The organism is Streptomyces sp. NPDC111606, assembly GCF_055656945.1.
Genome location: NZ_JBVKBY010000002.1, coordinates 814,135 through 829,595, shown reverse-complemented (window position 1 = coordinate 829,595; position 15,461 = coordinate 814,135). Strand labels below are relative to the sequence as shown.

Genomic DNA, 15,461 nt, shown 5'->3' with positions numbered 1-15,461 from the left:
GGGTCAGAACCCCGGCGGCTCCGTGTACACCCCCCACTCGTCCCGCAGCACGCCGCAGATCTCGCCCAGCGTCGCCTCGGCCCGTACCGCGTCCAGCATCGGCTCGATCATGTTGGACCCGTCGCGGGCGGCGGCGATCATCGCGTCGAGCGCCGTGCGTACGGCCGCGTCGTCCCGGGCGTCCCGGCGGGCGCCCAGCACCCGTACCTGCTCCCGCTCCACCTCGTGGCTGACCCGCAGGATCTCCAGGTCGCCGGTGACGGAGCCGGTGTGCGCGTTGACCCCGACGACCCTCTTGTCACCCTTCTCCAGCGACTGCTGATACCGGAACGCCGACTCGGCGATCTCGCCGGTGAACCAGCCGTCCTCGATGCCCCGCAGGATCCCGGACGTGATCGGCCCGATCGGGTGCCGGCCGTCGGGGTGCGCCCGCAGCCCGCGCTCCCTTATCTGCTCGAAGATCTTCTCGGCATCGGCCTCGATCCGGTCGGTCAGCTGCTCGACGAACCACGCACCGCCCAGCGGGTCGGCCACATTGGCGACCCCGGTCTCCTCCATGAGCACCTGCTGGGTGCGCAGGGCGATCTCGGCGGCCTGCTCGGACGGCAGGGCGAGGGTCTCGTCGAGGGCGTTGGTGTGCAGCGAGTTCGTCCCGCCGAGGACGGCGGCGAGCGCCTCCACGGCCGTACGTACGACGTTGTTGTACGGCTGCTGGGCGGTCAGCGAGACACCGGCGGTCTGCGTGTGGAAGCGCAGCCACTGCGCCTTGTCGCTCTTCGCCCCGTACACGTCCCGCATCCAGCGCGCCCAGATGCGGCGGGCGGCGCGGAACTTGGCGATCTCCTCGAAGAAGTCGAGGTGCGCGTCGAAGAAGAAGGACAGTCCGGGCGCGAACACGTCGACGTCCAGCCCGCGCGAGAGCCCCAGCTCGACGTACCCGAAGCCGTCCGCCAGTGTGTACGCCAGCTCCTGCGCGGCCGTCGCTCCGGCCTCGCGGATGTGGTAGCCGGAGACGGACAGCGGCTTGTAGGCGGGGATGCCGGCCGCGCAGTGCTCCATGAGGTCGCCGATGAGGCGCAGGTGCGGCTCGGGCTGGAAGAGCCACTCCTTCTGGGCGATGTACTCCTTGAAGATGTCGGTCTGCAGCGTGCCGTTGAGCACGGCCGGGTCGACACCCTGGCGCTCGGCCGCCACCAGGTACATGCAGAAGACGGGAACGGCCGGACCGCTGATGGTCATGGAGGTCGTCACGTCGCCGAGCGGGATGTCCTTGAACAGGACCTCCATGTCGGCGGCCGAGTCGATGGCGACACCGCAGTGCCCGACCTCGCCCAGCGAACGCGGGTCGTCGGAGTCGCGGCCCATGAGCGTCGGCATGTCGAAGGCGACCGAGAGACCGCCTCCGCCGTTGCCGAGGATCATCTTGTACCGCTCGTTGGTCTGCTCGGCGTTCCCGAACCCGGCGAACTGCCGGATGGTCCACGTCCGCCCTCGGTAGCCGGTCGGATACAGCCCGCGCGTGAAGGGGTACTCCCCGGGCCACCCGATCCGCTCGAAGCCCTCGTACCTGTCCCCGGGCCTGGGCCCGTACACCGGCTCCACGGGGTCCCCGGAGAGCGTGGTGAAATCACCGTCGCGCTTGCGCGCGGAGTCGTACCGGGCCTGCCAGCGACGGCGGCCCTCATCGATGGCGTCAGCGTCCATGCTTCAAATTTACTAGGACGTCCAAGTAAATGTCGATGGCAGACCGCCGTACGCGCACGTACGGCGGTGGCGTCAGGCCTTGGCGACAGCCGGAGCCGGGTCGCTGACCAGGGGTTCGACCTCCTGGGTGACCTTGCGCTCGACGAAGAAGGCGGCGAGGGGAATCGTCCCGGAGAGCAGCACCCACAGCAGCTTGCCGAACGACCACTTGGCCTTGGAGCCGAGGTCGAAGGCGAAGACCAGGTAGATGATGTAGAGGAAGCCGTGGACCTGGGAGACGGCGAAGGTGACGTCCTCGCCCATGTCGAAGCCGTACTTGAACACCATGCAGGTGCACAGCACGAGCAGCATCACGGCGGTGACGTAGGCCATCACCCGGTAGCGGGTCAGGACGCTCTTCTTCATGCGTAAGAGCGTAACGAGGCGTTCCGGGAGATCTTGCCGGGGGTCAGCTCTCGTCGAAGTCGTGGGCCGCCACCCGCAGCGGGCGCAGCATCGCGAAGATCTCCGCGCACTCCTCGGCGTCGTACGCCCCGAGGCCGAAGTCCATGGCCATCAGGTCGCGGGTGGCCGCCTCGACGACCTCCCGGCCCTTGTCGGTGATGGAGGCGAGTGTGCCGCGCCCGTCGTTGGGGTTGGGCCGCTTGTCGACCAGACCCGACTTGACCAGCCGGTCGACCGTGTTCGTCACGGACGTGGGATGCACCATGAGCCGCTCGCCGATCTTGGACATCGGCAGTTCCCCGGCCTTGGAGAAGTTGAGCAGCACCAGCGCCTCGTACCGCGCGAACGTCAGCCCGTACGGCTTGACCACCGCGTCCACCTCGGCGAGCAGGATCTGCTGTGCACGCATGATCGAGGTGATGGCGGCCATGGAGGGCACGCTTCCCCAGCGCTGCTTCCAGAGTTCGTCGGCGCGGGCGATGGGGTCGAAGGGAAGACTGAGCGGCTTCGGCACGGGACCGACCTTACCGGCCGGTCACATGCTGGTCAGCCCCGTCTCGCCCTTCGGTCCCCTGCCCTGCCGCCGCTCTACTCGGCCACCAGGTCCCGGACCTGGAAGACCCCCGTCCACCGGTCGTCGTGCAGACAGGCGTTCATCGGCTCGACCAGCGTCTGGTGGTCGGGGTCGGTCCGCCACCGCTTGACGGAGTCCATGCTCTCCCACTCGCTGGTCAGCAGCCATCGAGCGGGATCGTCGAGGGAGCGGCACAACTGTTCGCCGAGGTGCCCGGGCGCACGCACGGCACGTTCGAGCACGCCCTGGTAGGAGTCCACGAAGTCCGCTTCCCGGCCCTCGCGCACATGGAGCAGCCGAATGACCCGCACTCGTTCCATCCGAGGTGCTCCCGTCAGGACGGGTCGAGGACGACCGGCAGTTCCGCAAGTCCGCGGAAAGCGGGGAACGGTACGGTCATCCAGCGCGCTTCCTCCGGTGCCACGGCCAGGGCCATCTGCGGGTGCCGCCGGAACAGGGTGCCGAGGGCGAGCTGGATCTCCAGCCGGGCCAGCGGTGCGCCGGCGCAGTAGTGCGGGCCGTAGCCGAAGGCGAGATGCGCGGCCTGGGCGTTCGGACGCTGGACGTCCAGCTCGTTCGGGTCGGCGAACACCTCAGGGTCACGGTTGGCGCCGGTGATCGAGATCTGGACGAGCGCACCCTTGGGGATGAGCTGGTCGCGGATGACGATGTCCTCCTTCGCCCAGCGGAAGGTGGAGTTCTCCACGGAACTCTCGAAGCGGAAGATCTCCTCGATCGCCGCGGCCAGGGAGGCGTCGTCCCGCAGTGCCAGCCGCTTCTGCTCCGGGCGGCTGAGCAGGTGGTAGACGGTGTTGCCGATCTGGTACGCCGTCGTCTTGTGGCCCGCGAAGAGGAGCACCCACGCCGTCGACACGAGTTCGCTGTCGGTGAGCGCGCCTTCCTGGTCCTTGGCCGTCACGAGCGCGCTGAGCAGGCCCGAGTCCGGCTGCTTCCGCTTTCGTGCGCACAGCTCCACCAGATACTCGCGGAGATTTCCCTCGGCGATTTCCAGCGCCTTTCTCGCCTCCGGTCCGAAACCGGTCTGCGCGACGGTCGCCGACCATTCCTGCGCCTGTTTGCGCTCGTTTTCCGGGACGCCCAGGAGTTCACAGATCACCTGCAGCGGCAGCGGGAAGCAGAACTCCGGGAGCAGATTGAACGGACCCGACGTCGGGCATTGGTCCAGCAGCCCGTCGGTGATCTCCTGGATCCGGGTGCGCAGCGATTCCACTCTTTTCGGAGTGAACGTACTGCCGACGATCCTGCGCAGCCTCGTGTGCTTCGGCGGGTCCGAGAACAGCATGTTGTCGTCCAGCGCGATCGACGAGTCACCGAAGATGCGGTGGTAGGCGTCGATGGCGCCGTACATGTCCTTGCTCAGCCGGGGGTCGGCCAGCGCGGCGCGGCCGTCGTCGTACCGCGTGATGAGGTACGTCTCGACGCCGTGCGGCGGCTTCATCGGGCAGACGGGTGCCGTTTCCCGCAGCGTGGCGTACACGGGATGCGGATTGGCGCGGAACTCCCGGCTGCACGCCGAGGCCGCGGCCGCGGCCTCTTCGGGCGACAGTGCCCCGGATTCCTCGGATGCGAACGCTTGCGTCATGACTGTCCCCGGGTAGGCGTGGATTCCGGCGGTCGGATTCCGTCGGTCAGTGCCACCGTTTCCCGGGCGGCACCACGCCGCAAACGGCACTGCGCCAAATGGGTCGGGTCGTCTGAGGACGTGTGGACCGGAGTCCGAACTGGTAAATATCGACGACGTGAGCGGACACGAAGCGGAATCGGTACCAGTTCTTATCGTCGGCGGCTCCCTGGTGGGTCTTTCCACTTCGGTTTTCCTGGGACGCCTCGGAATTGAGCACATGCTCGTGGAGCGGCATGCCGGGACATCGACGCACCCGCGTGGCCGTGGCAACAACGTGCGCACCATGGAGATCTACCGGACCGCCGGCCTGGAGTCGGGCATCCGGGAGGCGGCCCGCGTTCTCTCCGGGAACGACGGCATCCTCCAGGTGGACAAGCTCACCGGGCAGGAGCGCCGCTGGATCATCGGGGACATCTCCGGCGGCATGGACATCTCCCGGGTCAGTTCCGCGGACTGGTGCCTGTGCAGTCAGAACGACCTCGAGCCGGTGCTGTTGAGCTACGCCCGCGAGCAGGGCTCCGACATCCGCTTCAACTCGGAGCTGCTCTCCTTCACGGAGAACGCGGACGGAGTGCAGGCCCGGGTCAGGCGCCGCGAGACCGGTGAGACCTACACCGTGAACGCCGACTTCCTGGTGGCCGCCGACGGCCCCAGAAGCCCCATCCGCACGCACCTGGGGATCGGCCAGTCGGGGCCGGGCGAGCTGTTCCACAACGTCAGCGTCACGTTCCGCAGCAGGGCACTGAAGGAGTACGTCGGAGAGAAACGATTCGTTGTCTGCTACGTCACCGACCCCGACGGGGAGGGCGCCCTGCTGCCGGTGGACAACAAGGAGCGCTGGGTGATCCACGTTCCCTGGTATCCCGACCGGGGTGAGGAGCTGGAGGACTTCACCGACGAGAGGCTCGCGGCCCACATCCGCGCCGCCGTCGGCGCATCGGACATCGACGTCGAGATCACCGGCAAGGCGCCGTGGCACGCGTCGAAGCGGGTCGCGGACAGCTACGGCGAGGGCCGGGTCTTCCTGGCCGGCGACTCGGCCCACGAGATGCCGCCCACCGGGGCGTTCGGCTCCAACACCGGAATCCAGGACGCCCACAACCTCGCCTGGAAGCTGGCCTCGGTGCTGCGCGGCTGGGCCGGCCGGCCGTTGCTCGACTCCTACGAGCAGGAACGGCGGCCCGTCGCCCTCGCGACCGGCACCCGCGCATGCGTCCAGGCGGCCGACGAACAGCACCCGGGATTCAGCCCCGCCGCGGGCCGCAACAACGACCCGGCGGACCTGATGACCGTCGCCCTGTGCTACCGGTACGCGTCGAACGCCGTGGTGGGTGCCCACCCGGAGCAGCCGATCGTGCCCGACACCTTCCAGCTGGGCGGCGAACCGGGCAGCCGTGCGCCGCACATGTGGGTCATGCGAGGGGGCGGCCGGATCTCCACGCTCGATCTGTACGAGCGCTCCTTCGTGCTCCTCGCCGGCTCCGGCGGACAGAAGTGGCGGACCGCGGTGGAGAAGGCCTCCCTGAACCTGGGCGTCCCGGTCGAGGCGTACCTCGTGGGTACGGGACCCGACCACGACCTCGTCCCCGACACGGACGCCGACTGGGCGGAGCTGCACGGCACGGCCGAGGACGGCGCCGTTCTCGTACGCCCGGACGGCTTCGTCGCCTGGCGGGCGGACGCCGCGATGCCGGACGCCGACCGCGTCCTGACGAACGTGCTGCAGACCCTGCTCTGCCGCGACTGAACCCCCGTCACCCCTGAACAACCCACACCGAGGACGTTGTTATGACCCTTGCCGGACGCATCGACGTCCACCACCACTTCACCGCCCCGGCCTGGCTGGACTGGGCCGAGGAACGGGGTGTCGTCAGCCGCGAGAAGCTGCCCTGGTGGACCCGCTGGGACCTGAACACGGCGCTGGAGGTCATGGACAAGAACGGCATCGGCACGTCCGTGATGACCGTCGCGATGCTGGGCCGGCTCCGTGAGCGGGCCGAGCGCCAGGAGAGCGCACGCGTCGCCCTGCGGGCGGCGGCCGACGTCGTCGAGTCCCACCCCGCCCGCTTCGCCTTCTTCACGCCCGTCTTCCTCGACGACCTGGAACTCTCCTCGTGGAGCGTGCGCCACGGCCTCGACGAGCTCGGTGCCATCGGGGTGAGCACACGCACGAGCGTGAACGGCGTCTTCCTGGGCGACGAGTCGCACGACCGGCTCCTGCAGGAGCTGAACGAGCGCTCGGCGGTCATCAGCACGCACCCCATGGAGGTGCAGGCCGGCAAGGACGGCGAGGCGGGGCTGCCGGGGATGCCGCCCTTCGTGTGCGACTTCCTGCTGGACACCACCCGCGCGGCGATCAACCTCATCCGCAACGGCACCCTGGACCGCTACCCGAACCTCAGCTTCGTCCTGCCGCACGGAGGGGGCTTCCTCCCCTACATGGCCACCCGTCTCGACCTGTTCGGTGCCCGCATCAACCCCCCGATCGAGCCCGGCCGGGTCCGTGACTACCTGCACCGGTTCTACTTCGACACGGCCGGCCCCATGTCACCGTCCGCCACGCCCACCCTGCTGGCGACGGTGGACCCCGACCGCATCCTCTTCGGCACGGACTGGCCGCCCACGCCCGCTCACGTCATCACCGACAGCGTGACACCCGCGCTGGACGCCGACCCCTTCCTCACGGAGCAGCAGCTCCAGGGCATCAACCGGGAGAACGCGCTGCGGCTGATGCCGGGGCTCGCCCGTCGGTGACCGGCCGCACGACAAAGCCGCCGCCCGCGCCTGTTCGGCGCGGGCGGCGGCTTTCCCCGTTCAGGTCCGCGAGGTGCGGTCCCTCGACGTTCAGTCCCTCGACCAGTGGTAGAAACGCTGCGCCATCGCGTCCTTCGGACTCCGCCAGGTCTGCGGGTCGTACGGGCTGACGAACGCCTCGAGCTTCCTGCTGATGTCGACGAACTCGGGGTGCCCGGCCACCTTCGCGATGGCGGGGCCCGGGTCCTGCTCGGCCTCGATGTAGTGCATGTACACATCGCCGAACTGGAACAGCGAACGCTGGGTCACCCCGACGAGGTGCGGGAGTTCGCCGCGGTCCGAGGCCGCGAAGACGCCCGCGATGTCCGAGGCGGACTGCGGGGCCATCCTGGCGACGATCAGTGCGTGGTGCATGCGGCCTCCACACGGTCGCGGATGAGCGCCATCTGGATGGGTGAGTTGCGGTTGATGATGTCCGTCATCCCGGCGTCGTCCACCGGCGCGTCGGGCTTCATGGCGAAGTCCTGCGTCCAGTGCATCCGGGTGCCGGCCGGGGTCTCCTCGTACTCCCACACGATGTTCATGTACTCGAAGGGGCCGGTCTCGACCCTGCGGGCGCGCACGACGAGCTTCTCGCGGTCGGCCACCCGTTCCGAGACCCAGCTCCACACCTTGCCGTTCTCGTCGGGGTGCATGGTCAGGCGGAAGGTCACCGTGTCGCCCTCGCGGGACAGCACGTCGCAGGACGCGTACTCGCTGAACAGCTGGGGCCATCTCGCCAGGTCGTTCGTCATGTCCCAGACGAGGTCGACGGGAGCGGCGATGGTGATTTCGTTCTCGGTGTGTCCGGCCACTTCAGGCTCCTGTCGTGAGGCTGCCGTTGACGAGGGCGAGGAAGGCGCGGGGGCTCTTGCAGCGCTCCGCGTCGGTGGGCAGCGCCTGGCCGTGCCGGTTCTCCAGCTCGCCCACGATGCCGAGGAGGCCGAGCGAGTCGAGCCCGAACTCGGAGAAGGGCGTCTCCGCCCGCGCTTCGAGCTCCTGCGGGTCGACGGACACGCCGGCGGCCTGCTTCATCAGCGCGGCCAGCTCGGCGACGGTCACTTGGGTGACTCCGGTGGTCATGAGGGTTCTCCTTGTCGTTCTATGCGGAGGATTCGGGGCCCCGGCGAAGGACCAGCGCCGCGTTGGAGCCCATCAGTCCCCGGCTGAGGACCAGGGCCGTGCGGAGCTCTGCCGGGCGTGCCGTGCCGGTCACCAGGTCGATGTCGTGGCAGATGTCGAAGACGCCCGGCGTCGGCGGTATCTGCCCGTGCTCCATGGCCTGCACCGCGGCCACGATGTCCAGCAGGGGCGCCCCGCAGTACGACCGCCCGATGCCGGTCTTGGGGGCGGTGACCGGCACTTGGGTGCCGTGCCGGCCGAGGGCGTCGGCGAGGGCGAGCGCCTCCGCACGGTCCGCGGCGGGCACGCCCATCGCGTCGGCGAAGACCACGTCGATCTCCTCCGGCGCGCAGCCGGCCTCGTCGAGGGCGACGCGAATGGCCTGCGCGAGGCCCTCCCGCGACAGGTCCCAGCGCGAGGCACCCGTGAATGTGGCCGCGTGTCCCGCCACGGTGGCCCGGACGGCCGCCTCCCGGTGCTGTGCCCGGTCCAGGTCCTCCACGACCAGCACGGCACCGCCTTCGGCGGGCACGAAACCGCAGGCCGCCGTGGTGAAGGGACGGTAGGCGCGGGCCGGGTCCTCGACGGTGCTGAGCTCGGGGTAGCCGAGCTGGCAGACCCCCGAGTACGGGGCGAGCGGCGCCTCGGCGGCGCCGACCACTACCACGTCCGTGCCCCGGTGCACCGCCCGCGCGGCGTGCGCGACGGCGTCCAGGCCGCCCGCCTCGTCGCTGGCCACCACCCCGCAGGGGCCCTTGAAGCCCTTGCGGATGGAGATCTGGCCCGTGCTGGCGGCGTAGAACCAGGCGATGGACTGGTAGGGCCCGACGAACCGGGATCCCTTGCCCCACAGCTTCTGCAGTTCCCGCTGGCCGAACTCGCCGCCGCCGGACCCGGCCGCGGTGACCACACCGACCGAGTACGGCGAGTCGGCGGCGCTGCTGCTGAGTCCCGCGTCCTGCAGGGCGGCGTCGGCGGCGGCCAGTGCGAAGTGGGTGAACTTGTCGGTCTGGACGAGGAAGGTCTCCTCGATCAGCGCCGCCGGGTCGAATCCGCGGACCTCTCCGGCGACGCGGAGCGGAAGGTGCTCGCAGCCCTCCCGGGTGACCCGGTCCAGTACGCTCGCGCCCTCCTTGACGGACTTCCAGTAGGTGTCCGCGTTCAGGCCGTTGGGCGCGATCACACCGATTCCGGTGACCGCTGTGCGCCGGGTGCGTTGACCACTCATCGTCGTCTCCTCCCAGTCGGCCCCGTCAGGAGCACCGCGGACTGGAACCCGCCGAAGCCGCTGCCCACGGAGAGCACGTTGTCGAGCCTGCGGGGGCGAGCGGTGCGCGGGACGTAGTCCAGGTCGCACTCGGGGTCCGGGGTCTCGTAGTTCGCCGTCGGCGGTACCACCTGCCGGGCCAGCGCGAGCACACAGGCGACGACCTCGATCGCGCCGATCGCGCCGAGCGAGTGGCCCACCATGGACTTGATCGAGCTCATCGGGGTGTCGTAGGCGTGGGAGCCCAGCGACTTCTTCACCGCGGCGGTCTCGTGCCGGTCGTTCTGGCGGGTGCCCGAGCCGTGCGCGTTGACGTAGTCGATCTCGGTGGGGTCCACGCGCGCGTGGTCGAGCGTGTCGTCGATGGCGCGGGCCATCTCCAGGCCCTCACTGGTGAGTCCGGTCATGTGGTACGCGTTGCCGAAGGTGGCGTAGCCGCCGATCTCGCAGTAGATGTGCGCGCCGCGCGCCCGGGCGTGCTCCAGCTCCTCCAGGACGAGTACGGCGGCGCCCTCGCCCATGACGAATCCGTCGCGGTGGGCGTCGAAGGGGCGGGAGGCGTGCTCGGGGTCGTCGTTGTTGGGCGACGTGGCCTTGATGGCGTCGAAGCAGGCCATGGTGATCGGGGAGATCGGCGAGTCCGACGCACCGGCTATGCAGATGTCGGCGCGGCCCTCCTCGACGGTGTGGAAGGCGTAGCCCACCGCGTCGAGTCCGGAGGTGCAGCCGGTGGACACGGTCTGCACCGGGCCCTGGGCTCCGAACCGTTCGGCGACGTCGGCCGCGAGCGTGCTGGGCGAGAACGCCCGGTGCAGCTGCGGCTCGGCGTTGCGGTGATCGACGTCCCAGCGCTGCCCGCGCTCGCTGACCAGGACGTAGTCGTGCTCCAGCCGGGTCGTGCCGCCCACCGCGCTGCCCAGGGACACGGCCACGCGCCAGGGGTTCTCGGCGGCGAAGTCGACACCGCTGTCGGTGACGGCCTCCTGTGCGGCGACCAGGGCGAACTGTATGTACCGGTCGGCGCGTTCGGCGATGCCGGGTTCGAGGCCGTGCGCGAGGGGCTCGAAGTCGCACTCGGCGGCTATCCGGGACCGCAGGCCCTCGGGGTCGAACAGGGTGATGCCGCGGGTCGCCGTACGGCCGTGGGAGAGGAGGTCCCAGAACGCCGGAACTCCGATCCCGCCGGGGGCGACCACACCTATACCGGTGACCGCCACGCGCCGGGTCACGAGAGCACTCCGGGTCGCTCGGGCTGCCCGCCCTCCTCCTGGACGAGCGGGTACGCCTTGATGTCGTCGCTGAGCTCCGGCGCCTCGGTGTCGACGTGGCCGAGCTTGGGGTTCGGCGCGAGCGGGCCCAGGTGGAAGACCATGCGGGCCTCCTCGTCACCGACGTTGCGGAAGCGGTGCCGCATGTCGATGGGGATCATCAGGCCCTGGTCGGAGCGCAGGGAAAACGTTTCTCCATCGAGGTCGACCTCCAGCCTCCCCTCGACGACGTAGATGAACTCCTCGGAGTACGGGTGGTAGTGCTCGCTGATGCGTTCGCCGGGCCGCATGATGGCCAGGCCCATGAAGCCGCTCGTGGCACCCACCGTGACCGGGGTGAGCAGGGTGCGCAGGTCGCCGCCGCGCTTGCGGTTGGGCTCGATCTCTTTCAGGTCCACGACGCGCGGGCGCATCTTGTCCATGGTCTGTCTCCAGGTCGTTCGGTGGGGTGGTGGTCCCTGCGCGGTCAGGACTGCGCAGCCCTGCGGTCGGTGATCAGCGCCATGTCGGCGTGCGTCAGGAGGCGGGTCGCCTCGCGTTGGCCGGTGAACGGACCGGCCACGCCGAGCGCGTCGGTGTCGAGCAGCCGGGCCAGCACGGCGGCCTTCCTCGGGCCATGGATGCCGAGCGCCATGACCGGGTCGGTCTCGGGATCACCCCGTACGTCGATGAGACGGACGACGATGTCCTCGCGCTGGAAGACGGTGCTGCGGTGCACGGGGCCGGCCGGGTCGGCCGCCGCGGTCTCGTCCTGTTGCGAGAGCAACCGGGCCAGCGCCATTCCGCAGCCCTTGCGGGCCGGGTAGTACAGGGCGTGCCGCTTGATGTCGTCCGGCTCCGGGCCGCCGCGGGCCACGTGGTGGACGGGCGGCATGGCGGCGCGGATGAAGAACGTCCGGGCCGACTCGGGGTCGGACAAGTCCCGGTGCTGCTCCAGATGCGGGTTGAGGGCCTCCTCGACGGCCCGCACCTCGGGCTGGCGCGAGACGTGGCGCAGGGCCGCCATCAGGTCGCCCTCCACCTCGACTGTGCGGACGACCCGGTTGCCGTGCATGAAGAGGGTGGTGCGGCGCAGCCGCGTGGTGTCGTCGACGCGGGCCTCGGGCGGTGCGTATCCGGCGAGGATCTCCGCGACCTTGGACTCGGAGCCGGGCTTGACGGTGAAGGTCAGGGCGTGGCGGATCACACCGTCGCCCACCCTTACGGCCGTCTGGAGTCCGCCGGCCTTTTCCGGGCGGGCGCCGCCGGTCTCGCAGACGATTCCGTACCGCATCGAGCGGAGCTCACGGACGCAGCTCTGCAGGGGCCGGACCGTCTCGAGATGCTCATCACTGTTCACCCAGGCGAGGTACGGCGGGGCGGTGGCCCATTCGCTCGTGATGACCCACTGGGACGGGTTCTCCAGGGACTGGCACAGCTGGTCACCGAGGTGACCGGGGACCGACGCGACTCGGTCGCGCATGTGCTCGTAGGCGTCCAGGAACTGTTGCTCGGCACCTTCGTGGAGGTCGACGAGAAGGAGGACTCGCATCCTGGAGCCGTCGAACGCCGACTGGGATGTAAAGGGCGAAGTGGTCATCCGGCAGACCCTTCCTTCGCGGGAGCAAGCGGCGGCCGTCCGTGTCCACCAGCGCGAACGCGGGTTTCGGCCCTGAGCCTTCATCGTGGGTCAGGGCTCTGGGGTCCGCGAGCCACGCGGGCCAAAGGGGGGAACTGGCCGCGTGCGTGCGTCCGCCGGCCGCCGACGCTGCGTCAGGCGGGGGCGGGGGTGGGGGCCAAGAAGGGGGTGTCGGGGCGTAGTTCGTGGGGAGGCGCGGGTCGCCTCCGGCGGTTGGCCGGGGTGCCTGCGGCGGCCCGGGGCGGTTGCGCCGGGATGCCCGGGGCGGTTGCGCCGGGATGCCTGCGGCGGCCCGTGGCGCTGAGTGGGGGTTCGCGTGGCGCCTGACGGTGCGTTGGGGGTCGGGGCCGCGCCGGGGGGTGTCCGTCCTCGGACCGGCGGCTGGGGGCGGGCAGAGAAGTGCCGTTTCTTGACGCCGGCCACTGCGGGCGGACACCCCCGGCACGTCCCCTTCGCGCCGTACGCGGGGCCGCGCCGCGGGGGCTGCCCCGGCGGCTACCCGGCCAGGTGGCGTTCCACCGTTTCCACCTTGGAGGTGAGGCCGTCCGTCACGGTGGGCCTGATGTCTGCCTTGAGGACCAGTGATACGCGCGGGGCCCGTTCCTCCACGGCTGCCACGGCGCGCTTGACCACGTCCATGACTTCGTCCCAGTCGCCCTCGATCGAGGTGAACATCGCGTCGGTGCGGTTGGGCAGGCCCGACTCGCGGACCACGCGGACGGCGTCGGCGACGTACTCCCCCACGTCCTCGCCGACGCCGAGCGGCGTCACGGAAAACGCGACGATCATGCGCCGACGATTCCTTCCTTGCGGGCGCGGGTGGCGATCACCGCGTTCTCGGCCTCGCGCTTGAGCTTGCGGTCGGCGAAGAAGCCGCCGGTCGGCAGGACGGAGAGGACGAAGTAGAGCGCGGCGGTCTTCAGGGACCACTTGGTGCGGTTCCAGGCGTCCGCCCAGAAGATCACGTACAGGATGAAGAGAACGCCGTGGATCATGCCCATTGCAGGCACCGCGTTGAAGTCCGTGGTCCGCTTCAGCACCGAGCAGACGAGCAGGAGCAGGAACGACACCGCCTCGGGGGCCGAGACGAGGCGGAGGCGGCGGAGGGCGGTGGCGGTCTTGATGTCCACGGGTCACCTTCGGTGGGTTCGGTGGGAGTGACGTCGGTCGGCTCGGATCAGCTTGTGAACACAAGCACAAACTTCACCCATTGAAGCAAACGTCGGCCACCGGGTCCGCATCGGGTGGGTGACAACGTCCGCGCGGCCGGGGAGGCTGGTCCCTGACGACGGGCGAGGGGGTTCGCGTGCAGTTTCTCTTCTTCATGACTCTGCCGGGTCTTGTTCTGCTGCTCACCGTGCTCGCCTTCCTGGATCAGCTGGCGCTGCGGGCGGGGCGGGCCGGGTGGCTGCCCTGGCGGAACGTCGCGCGGCAGGGGCAGATCTCCGCGACCGGCTTCGAGCAGTTGCACGCGTCCTTCTCGCCGGGGAAGCAGAGCGAGTTGGAGGAGCGGCGCAGCGCCCTGGTGATGCGGGACGAGGATGAGGACGGGGCGCCACCGCGGTCGACCGTCGATCTGGGGAGGGGCACGGCGGTCATACGGCTGCGACGGGACCGCTGACCTCTCAGGGAGCCGTCAGGGGTGAAGTCCGTCTCCGGGATCTGTTGGCGGCAGGCCCCGGCGGCTACCTTCGCTGCGTGGCGATGTTCCGACTGCAAGGCAGCAAGGTGCTCGCCGTCGACATGACAGGCGATGCCGTGAAGGCGAAGAACGGCTCGATGGTCGCGTACGACGGGCAGATGGCCTTCAAGAAGATGAGCGGCGGCGGTGAGGGCATCCGGGGCATGGTGACCCGGCGGCTCACCGGTGAGCAGATGACGCTGATGGAGGTGAAGGGGCATGGGACGTGCTGGTTCGCGGACCGTGCCTCCGAGATCAATCTCGTGAACCTCCAGGGAGACAAGCTCTACGTGGAGTCGAGCAATCTGCTCGCGACCGACGGGGGGCTGCGGACCGGCACGTCCTTCACGGGGATGCGCGGCGCCTCGCAGGGCAACGGGCTGTTCACGACCACCGTCGAGGGGCACGGCCAGGCGGCGATCATGTCGGACGGGCCGGCCGTCGTGCTGCGGGTCAGCTCGCAGTATCCGCTGACCGTCGATCCGGGAGCCTACGTGGCCCACCAGGGGAATCTGCGGCAGTCCTTCCAGTCCGGTGTGACCTTCCGCACCCTCCTGGGCGAGGGCGGTGGCGAGGCATTCCAGATCCGGTTCGAGGGAGACGGGCTGGTGTACGTACAGCCGAGTGAGCGGAATACGATCGCGGGGGATGTCTGAGATGACCTTCCGTGAGATCAACTCCAAGATGGTCGAGGCGACCGTCATGTCGGGGCAGCGGCTGTTCAGTCAGCGCGGTGCGATGCTCGCCTACAAGGGCGAGGTGTCCTTCACCCCGAACACGGCCGGTGGCCAGGGCGGGATCATGTCGATGATCGGGCGCCGGGTGGCGAACGAGGACACCCCGCTGATGACCGTCGAGGGCAACGGCACGGTGCTCTTCGGGCACGGCGGCCACCATGTCCAGGTGATCAACCTCGCCGGCGACACCCTGTGCGTCGAGGCGGACCGCCTCCTCGCCTTCGAGGGCACCCTTCAGCAGGGCACGATGTTCCTCGGCTCGCAGGGCGGGGTGATGGGCATGGTCCGCGGGCAGATCAGCGGGCAGGGGCTGTTCACGACCACCCTCAAGGGGCACGGGGCCGTGGCTGTCATGGCGCACGGGGGCGTCTTCGAGATCCCGATCACCCCGCAGCGCCCCGTGCACGTCGACCCCCAGGCCTACGTCGCCCACCACGGCGACGTACGCAACAAGCTGTCCACGGCCCTGGGCTGGCGCGACATGGTGGGCCGCGGCTCCGGCGAGGCCTTCCAGCTGGAGCTCAGCGGCAACGGTGCGGTGTATGTCCAGGCGTCTGAGGAGAAACTGTGAGCGCCCCCTACGGAACCCCCGGCGGCCCCGCGGTCCT

19 protein-coding genes are annotated in these 15,461 nt (G+C 69.7%); 5 read left to right on the top strand and 14 right to left on the bottom strand.

The annotated features are described in order from the left end of the window. Positions 1-3 precede the first annotated feature (3 nt). The 5 genes from ACZ7M7_RS11645 to ACZ7M7_RS11625 all read right to left on the bottom strand — a co-directional run bounded on the left by ACZ7M7_RS11645 (position 4) and on the right by ACZ7M7_RS11625 (position 4,325). Positions 4-1,704, bottom strand: a complete 1,701-nt coding sequence (locus ACZ7M7_RS11645) for an acyl-CoA mutase large subunit family protein (RefSeq protein WP_427839877.1) — start codon at positions 1,702-1,704, stop codon at positions 4-6. A 72-nt stretch (positions 1,705-1,776) separates the two neighbouring features. Next, positions 1,777-2,109 carry a DUF3817 domain-containing protein gene (locus tag ACZ7M7_RS11640; protein WP_383615593.1) on the bottom strand — a complete coding sequence of 111 codons (333 nt, stop codon included), beginning with the start codon at positions 2,107-2,109 and terminating at the stop codon, positions 1,777-1,779. Between the two features lie 43 nt (positions 2,110-2,152). Next, complete coding sequence (locus ACZ7M7_RS11635; RefSeq protein ID WP_383615596.1) at positions 2,153-2,662, bottom strand: MarR family winged helix-turn-helix transcriptional regulator; 510 nt, start codon at positions 2,660-2,662, stop codon at positions 2,153-2,155. A 74-nt stretch (positions 2,663-2,736) separates the two neighbouring features. Further along, positions 2,737-3,042, bottom strand: a complete 306-nt coding sequence (locus ACZ7M7_RS11630) for an antibiotic biosynthesis monooxygenase family protein (RefSeq protein ID WP_383615599.1) — start codon at positions 3,040-3,042, stop codon at positions 2,737-2,739. Positions 3,043-3,056: 14 nt separating this feature from the next. After that, a complete protein-coding gene (locus ACZ7M7_RS11625; protein ID WP_472115123.1) occupies positions 3,057-4,325 on the bottom strand; it encodes a cytochrome P450 family protein in 1,269 nt (422 codons plus the stop codon). 157 nt (positions 4,326-4,482) lie between these two features. Here ACZ7M7_RS11625 and ACZ7M7_RS11620 point away from each other — a divergent pair, with 157 nt between their 5' ends. Continuing rightward, positions 4,483-6,114 (top strand): FAD-dependent oxidoreductase, encoded by a 1,632-nt coding sequence (locus tag ACZ7M7_RS11620; protein WP_383615605.1) that lies wholly within the window; start codon positions 4,483-4,485, stop codon positions 6,112-6,114. A 41-nt stretch (positions 6,115-6,155) separates the two neighbouring features. Further along, a complete protein-coding gene (locus ACZ7M7_RS11615) occupies positions 6,156-7,121 on the top strand; it encodes an amidohydrolase family protein (protein ID WP_472115120.1) in 966 nt (321 codons plus the stop codon). A 90-nt stretch (positions 7,122-7,211) separates the two neighbouring features. On the opposite strand, the gene ACZ7M7_RS11610 is transcribed toward ACZ7M7_RS11615, so the two are convergent. The 9 genes from ACZ7M7_RS11610 to ACZ7M7_RS11570 form a co-directional block, all read right to left on the bottom strand. Beyond that, positions 7,212-7,535, bottom strand: coding sequence for a TcmI family type II polyketide cyclase (locus tag ACZ7M7_RS11610; RefSeq protein WP_383615611.1), 324 nt, complete (start codon positions 7,533-7,535; stop codon positions 7,212-7,214). Then, positions 7,520-7,975: an SRPBCC family protein gene (locus ACZ7M7_RS11605; RefSeq protein ID WP_328423314.1), complete on the bottom strand. Its 456-nt coding sequence runs from the start codon at positions 7,973-7,975 to the stop codon at positions 7,520-7,522. The genes ACZ7M7_RS11610 and ACZ7M7_RS11605 overlap by 16 nt, the downstream gene beginning before the upstream one ends. 1 nt (position 7,976) lies before the next feature. Further along, on the bottom strand, positions 7,977-8,243 hold the full coding sequence (locus ACZ7M7_RS11600; protein WP_383615614.1) for an acyl carrier protein: 267 nt from the start codon (positions 8,241-8,243) through the stop codon (positions 7,977-7,979). Positions 8,244-8,262: 19 nt separating this feature from the next. Next, the gene (locus ACZ7M7_RS11595; protein WP_472115116.1) at positions 8,263-9,510 is read right to left on the bottom strand and encodes a ketosynthase chain-length factor; all 1,248 of its coding nucleotides are present in this window, start codon (positions 9,508-9,510) and stop codon (positions 8,263-8,265) included. Further along, positions 9,507-10,778, bottom strand: coding sequence for a beta-ketoacyl-[acyl-carrier-protein] synthase family protein (locus tag ACZ7M7_RS11590; RefSeq protein ID WP_383615620.1), 1,272 nt, complete (start codon positions 10,776-10,778; stop codon positions 9,507-9,509). The genes ACZ7M7_RS11595 and ACZ7M7_RS11590 overlap by 4 nt, the downstream gene beginning before the upstream one ends. After that, positions 10,775-11,239, bottom strand: a complete 465-nt coding sequence (locus ACZ7M7_RS11585) for a cupin domain-containing protein (protein ID WP_383615622.1) — start codon at positions 11,237-11,239, stop codon at positions 10,775-10,777. The genes ACZ7M7_RS11590 and ACZ7M7_RS11585 overlap by 4 nt, the downstream gene beginning before the upstream one ends. A gap of 44 nt (positions 11,240-11,283) precedes the next feature. Then, on the bottom strand, positions 11,284-12,396 hold the full coding sequence (locus ACZ7M7_RS11580; protein WP_472115113.1) for a SchA/CurD-like domain-containing protein: 1,113 nt from the start codon (positions 12,394-12,396) through the stop codon (positions 11,284-11,286). Between the two features lie 534 nt (positions 12,397-12,930). Continuing rightward, a complete protein-coding gene (locus tag ACZ7M7_RS11575; protein WP_383633185.1) occupies positions 12,931-13,224 on the bottom strand; it encodes an MTH1187 family thiamine-binding protein in 294 nt (97 codons plus the stop codon). After that, on the bottom strand, positions 13,221-13,565 hold the full coding sequence (locus ACZ7M7_RS11570) for a DUF3817 domain-containing protein (RefSeq protein ID WP_383602493.1): 345 nt from the start codon (positions 13,563-13,565) through the stop codon (positions 13,221-13,223). Before ACZ7M7_RS11570 ends, ACZ7M7_RS11575 begins: the two co-directional genes overlap by 4 nt. 176 nt (positions 13,566-13,741) lie before the next feature. Here ACZ7M7_RS11570 and ACZ7M7_RS11565 point away from each other — a divergent pair, with 176 nt between their 5' ends. The 3 genes from ACZ7M7_RS11565 to ACZ7M7_RS11555 all read left to right on the top strand — a co-directional run bounded on the left by ACZ7M7_RS11565 (position 13,742) and on the right by ACZ7M7_RS11555 (position 15,424). Then, positions 13,742-14,056 (top strand): DUF6191 domain-containing protein, encoded by a 315-nt coding sequence (locus tag ACZ7M7_RS11565; protein WP_451169572.1) that lies wholly within the window; start codon positions 13,742-13,744, stop codon positions 14,054-14,056. A gap of 83 nt (positions 14,057-14,139) precedes the next feature. Continuing rightward, positions 14,140-14,772 carry an AIM24 family protein gene (locus ACZ7M7_RS11560; RefSeq protein WP_383603714.1) on the top strand — a complete coding sequence of 211 codons (633 nt, stop codon included), beginning with the start codon at positions 14,140-14,142 and terminating at the stop codon, positions 14,770-14,772. A gap of 1 nt (position 14,773) precedes the next feature. Next, the gene (locus ACZ7M7_RS11555) at positions 14,774-15,424 is read left to right on the top strand and encodes an AIM24 family protein (RefSeq protein ID WP_369276332.1); all 651 of its coding nucleotides are present in this window, start codon (positions 14,774-14,776) and stop codon (positions 15,422-15,424) included. The last annotated feature ends 37 nt before the right edge of the window (positions 15,425-15,461 follow it).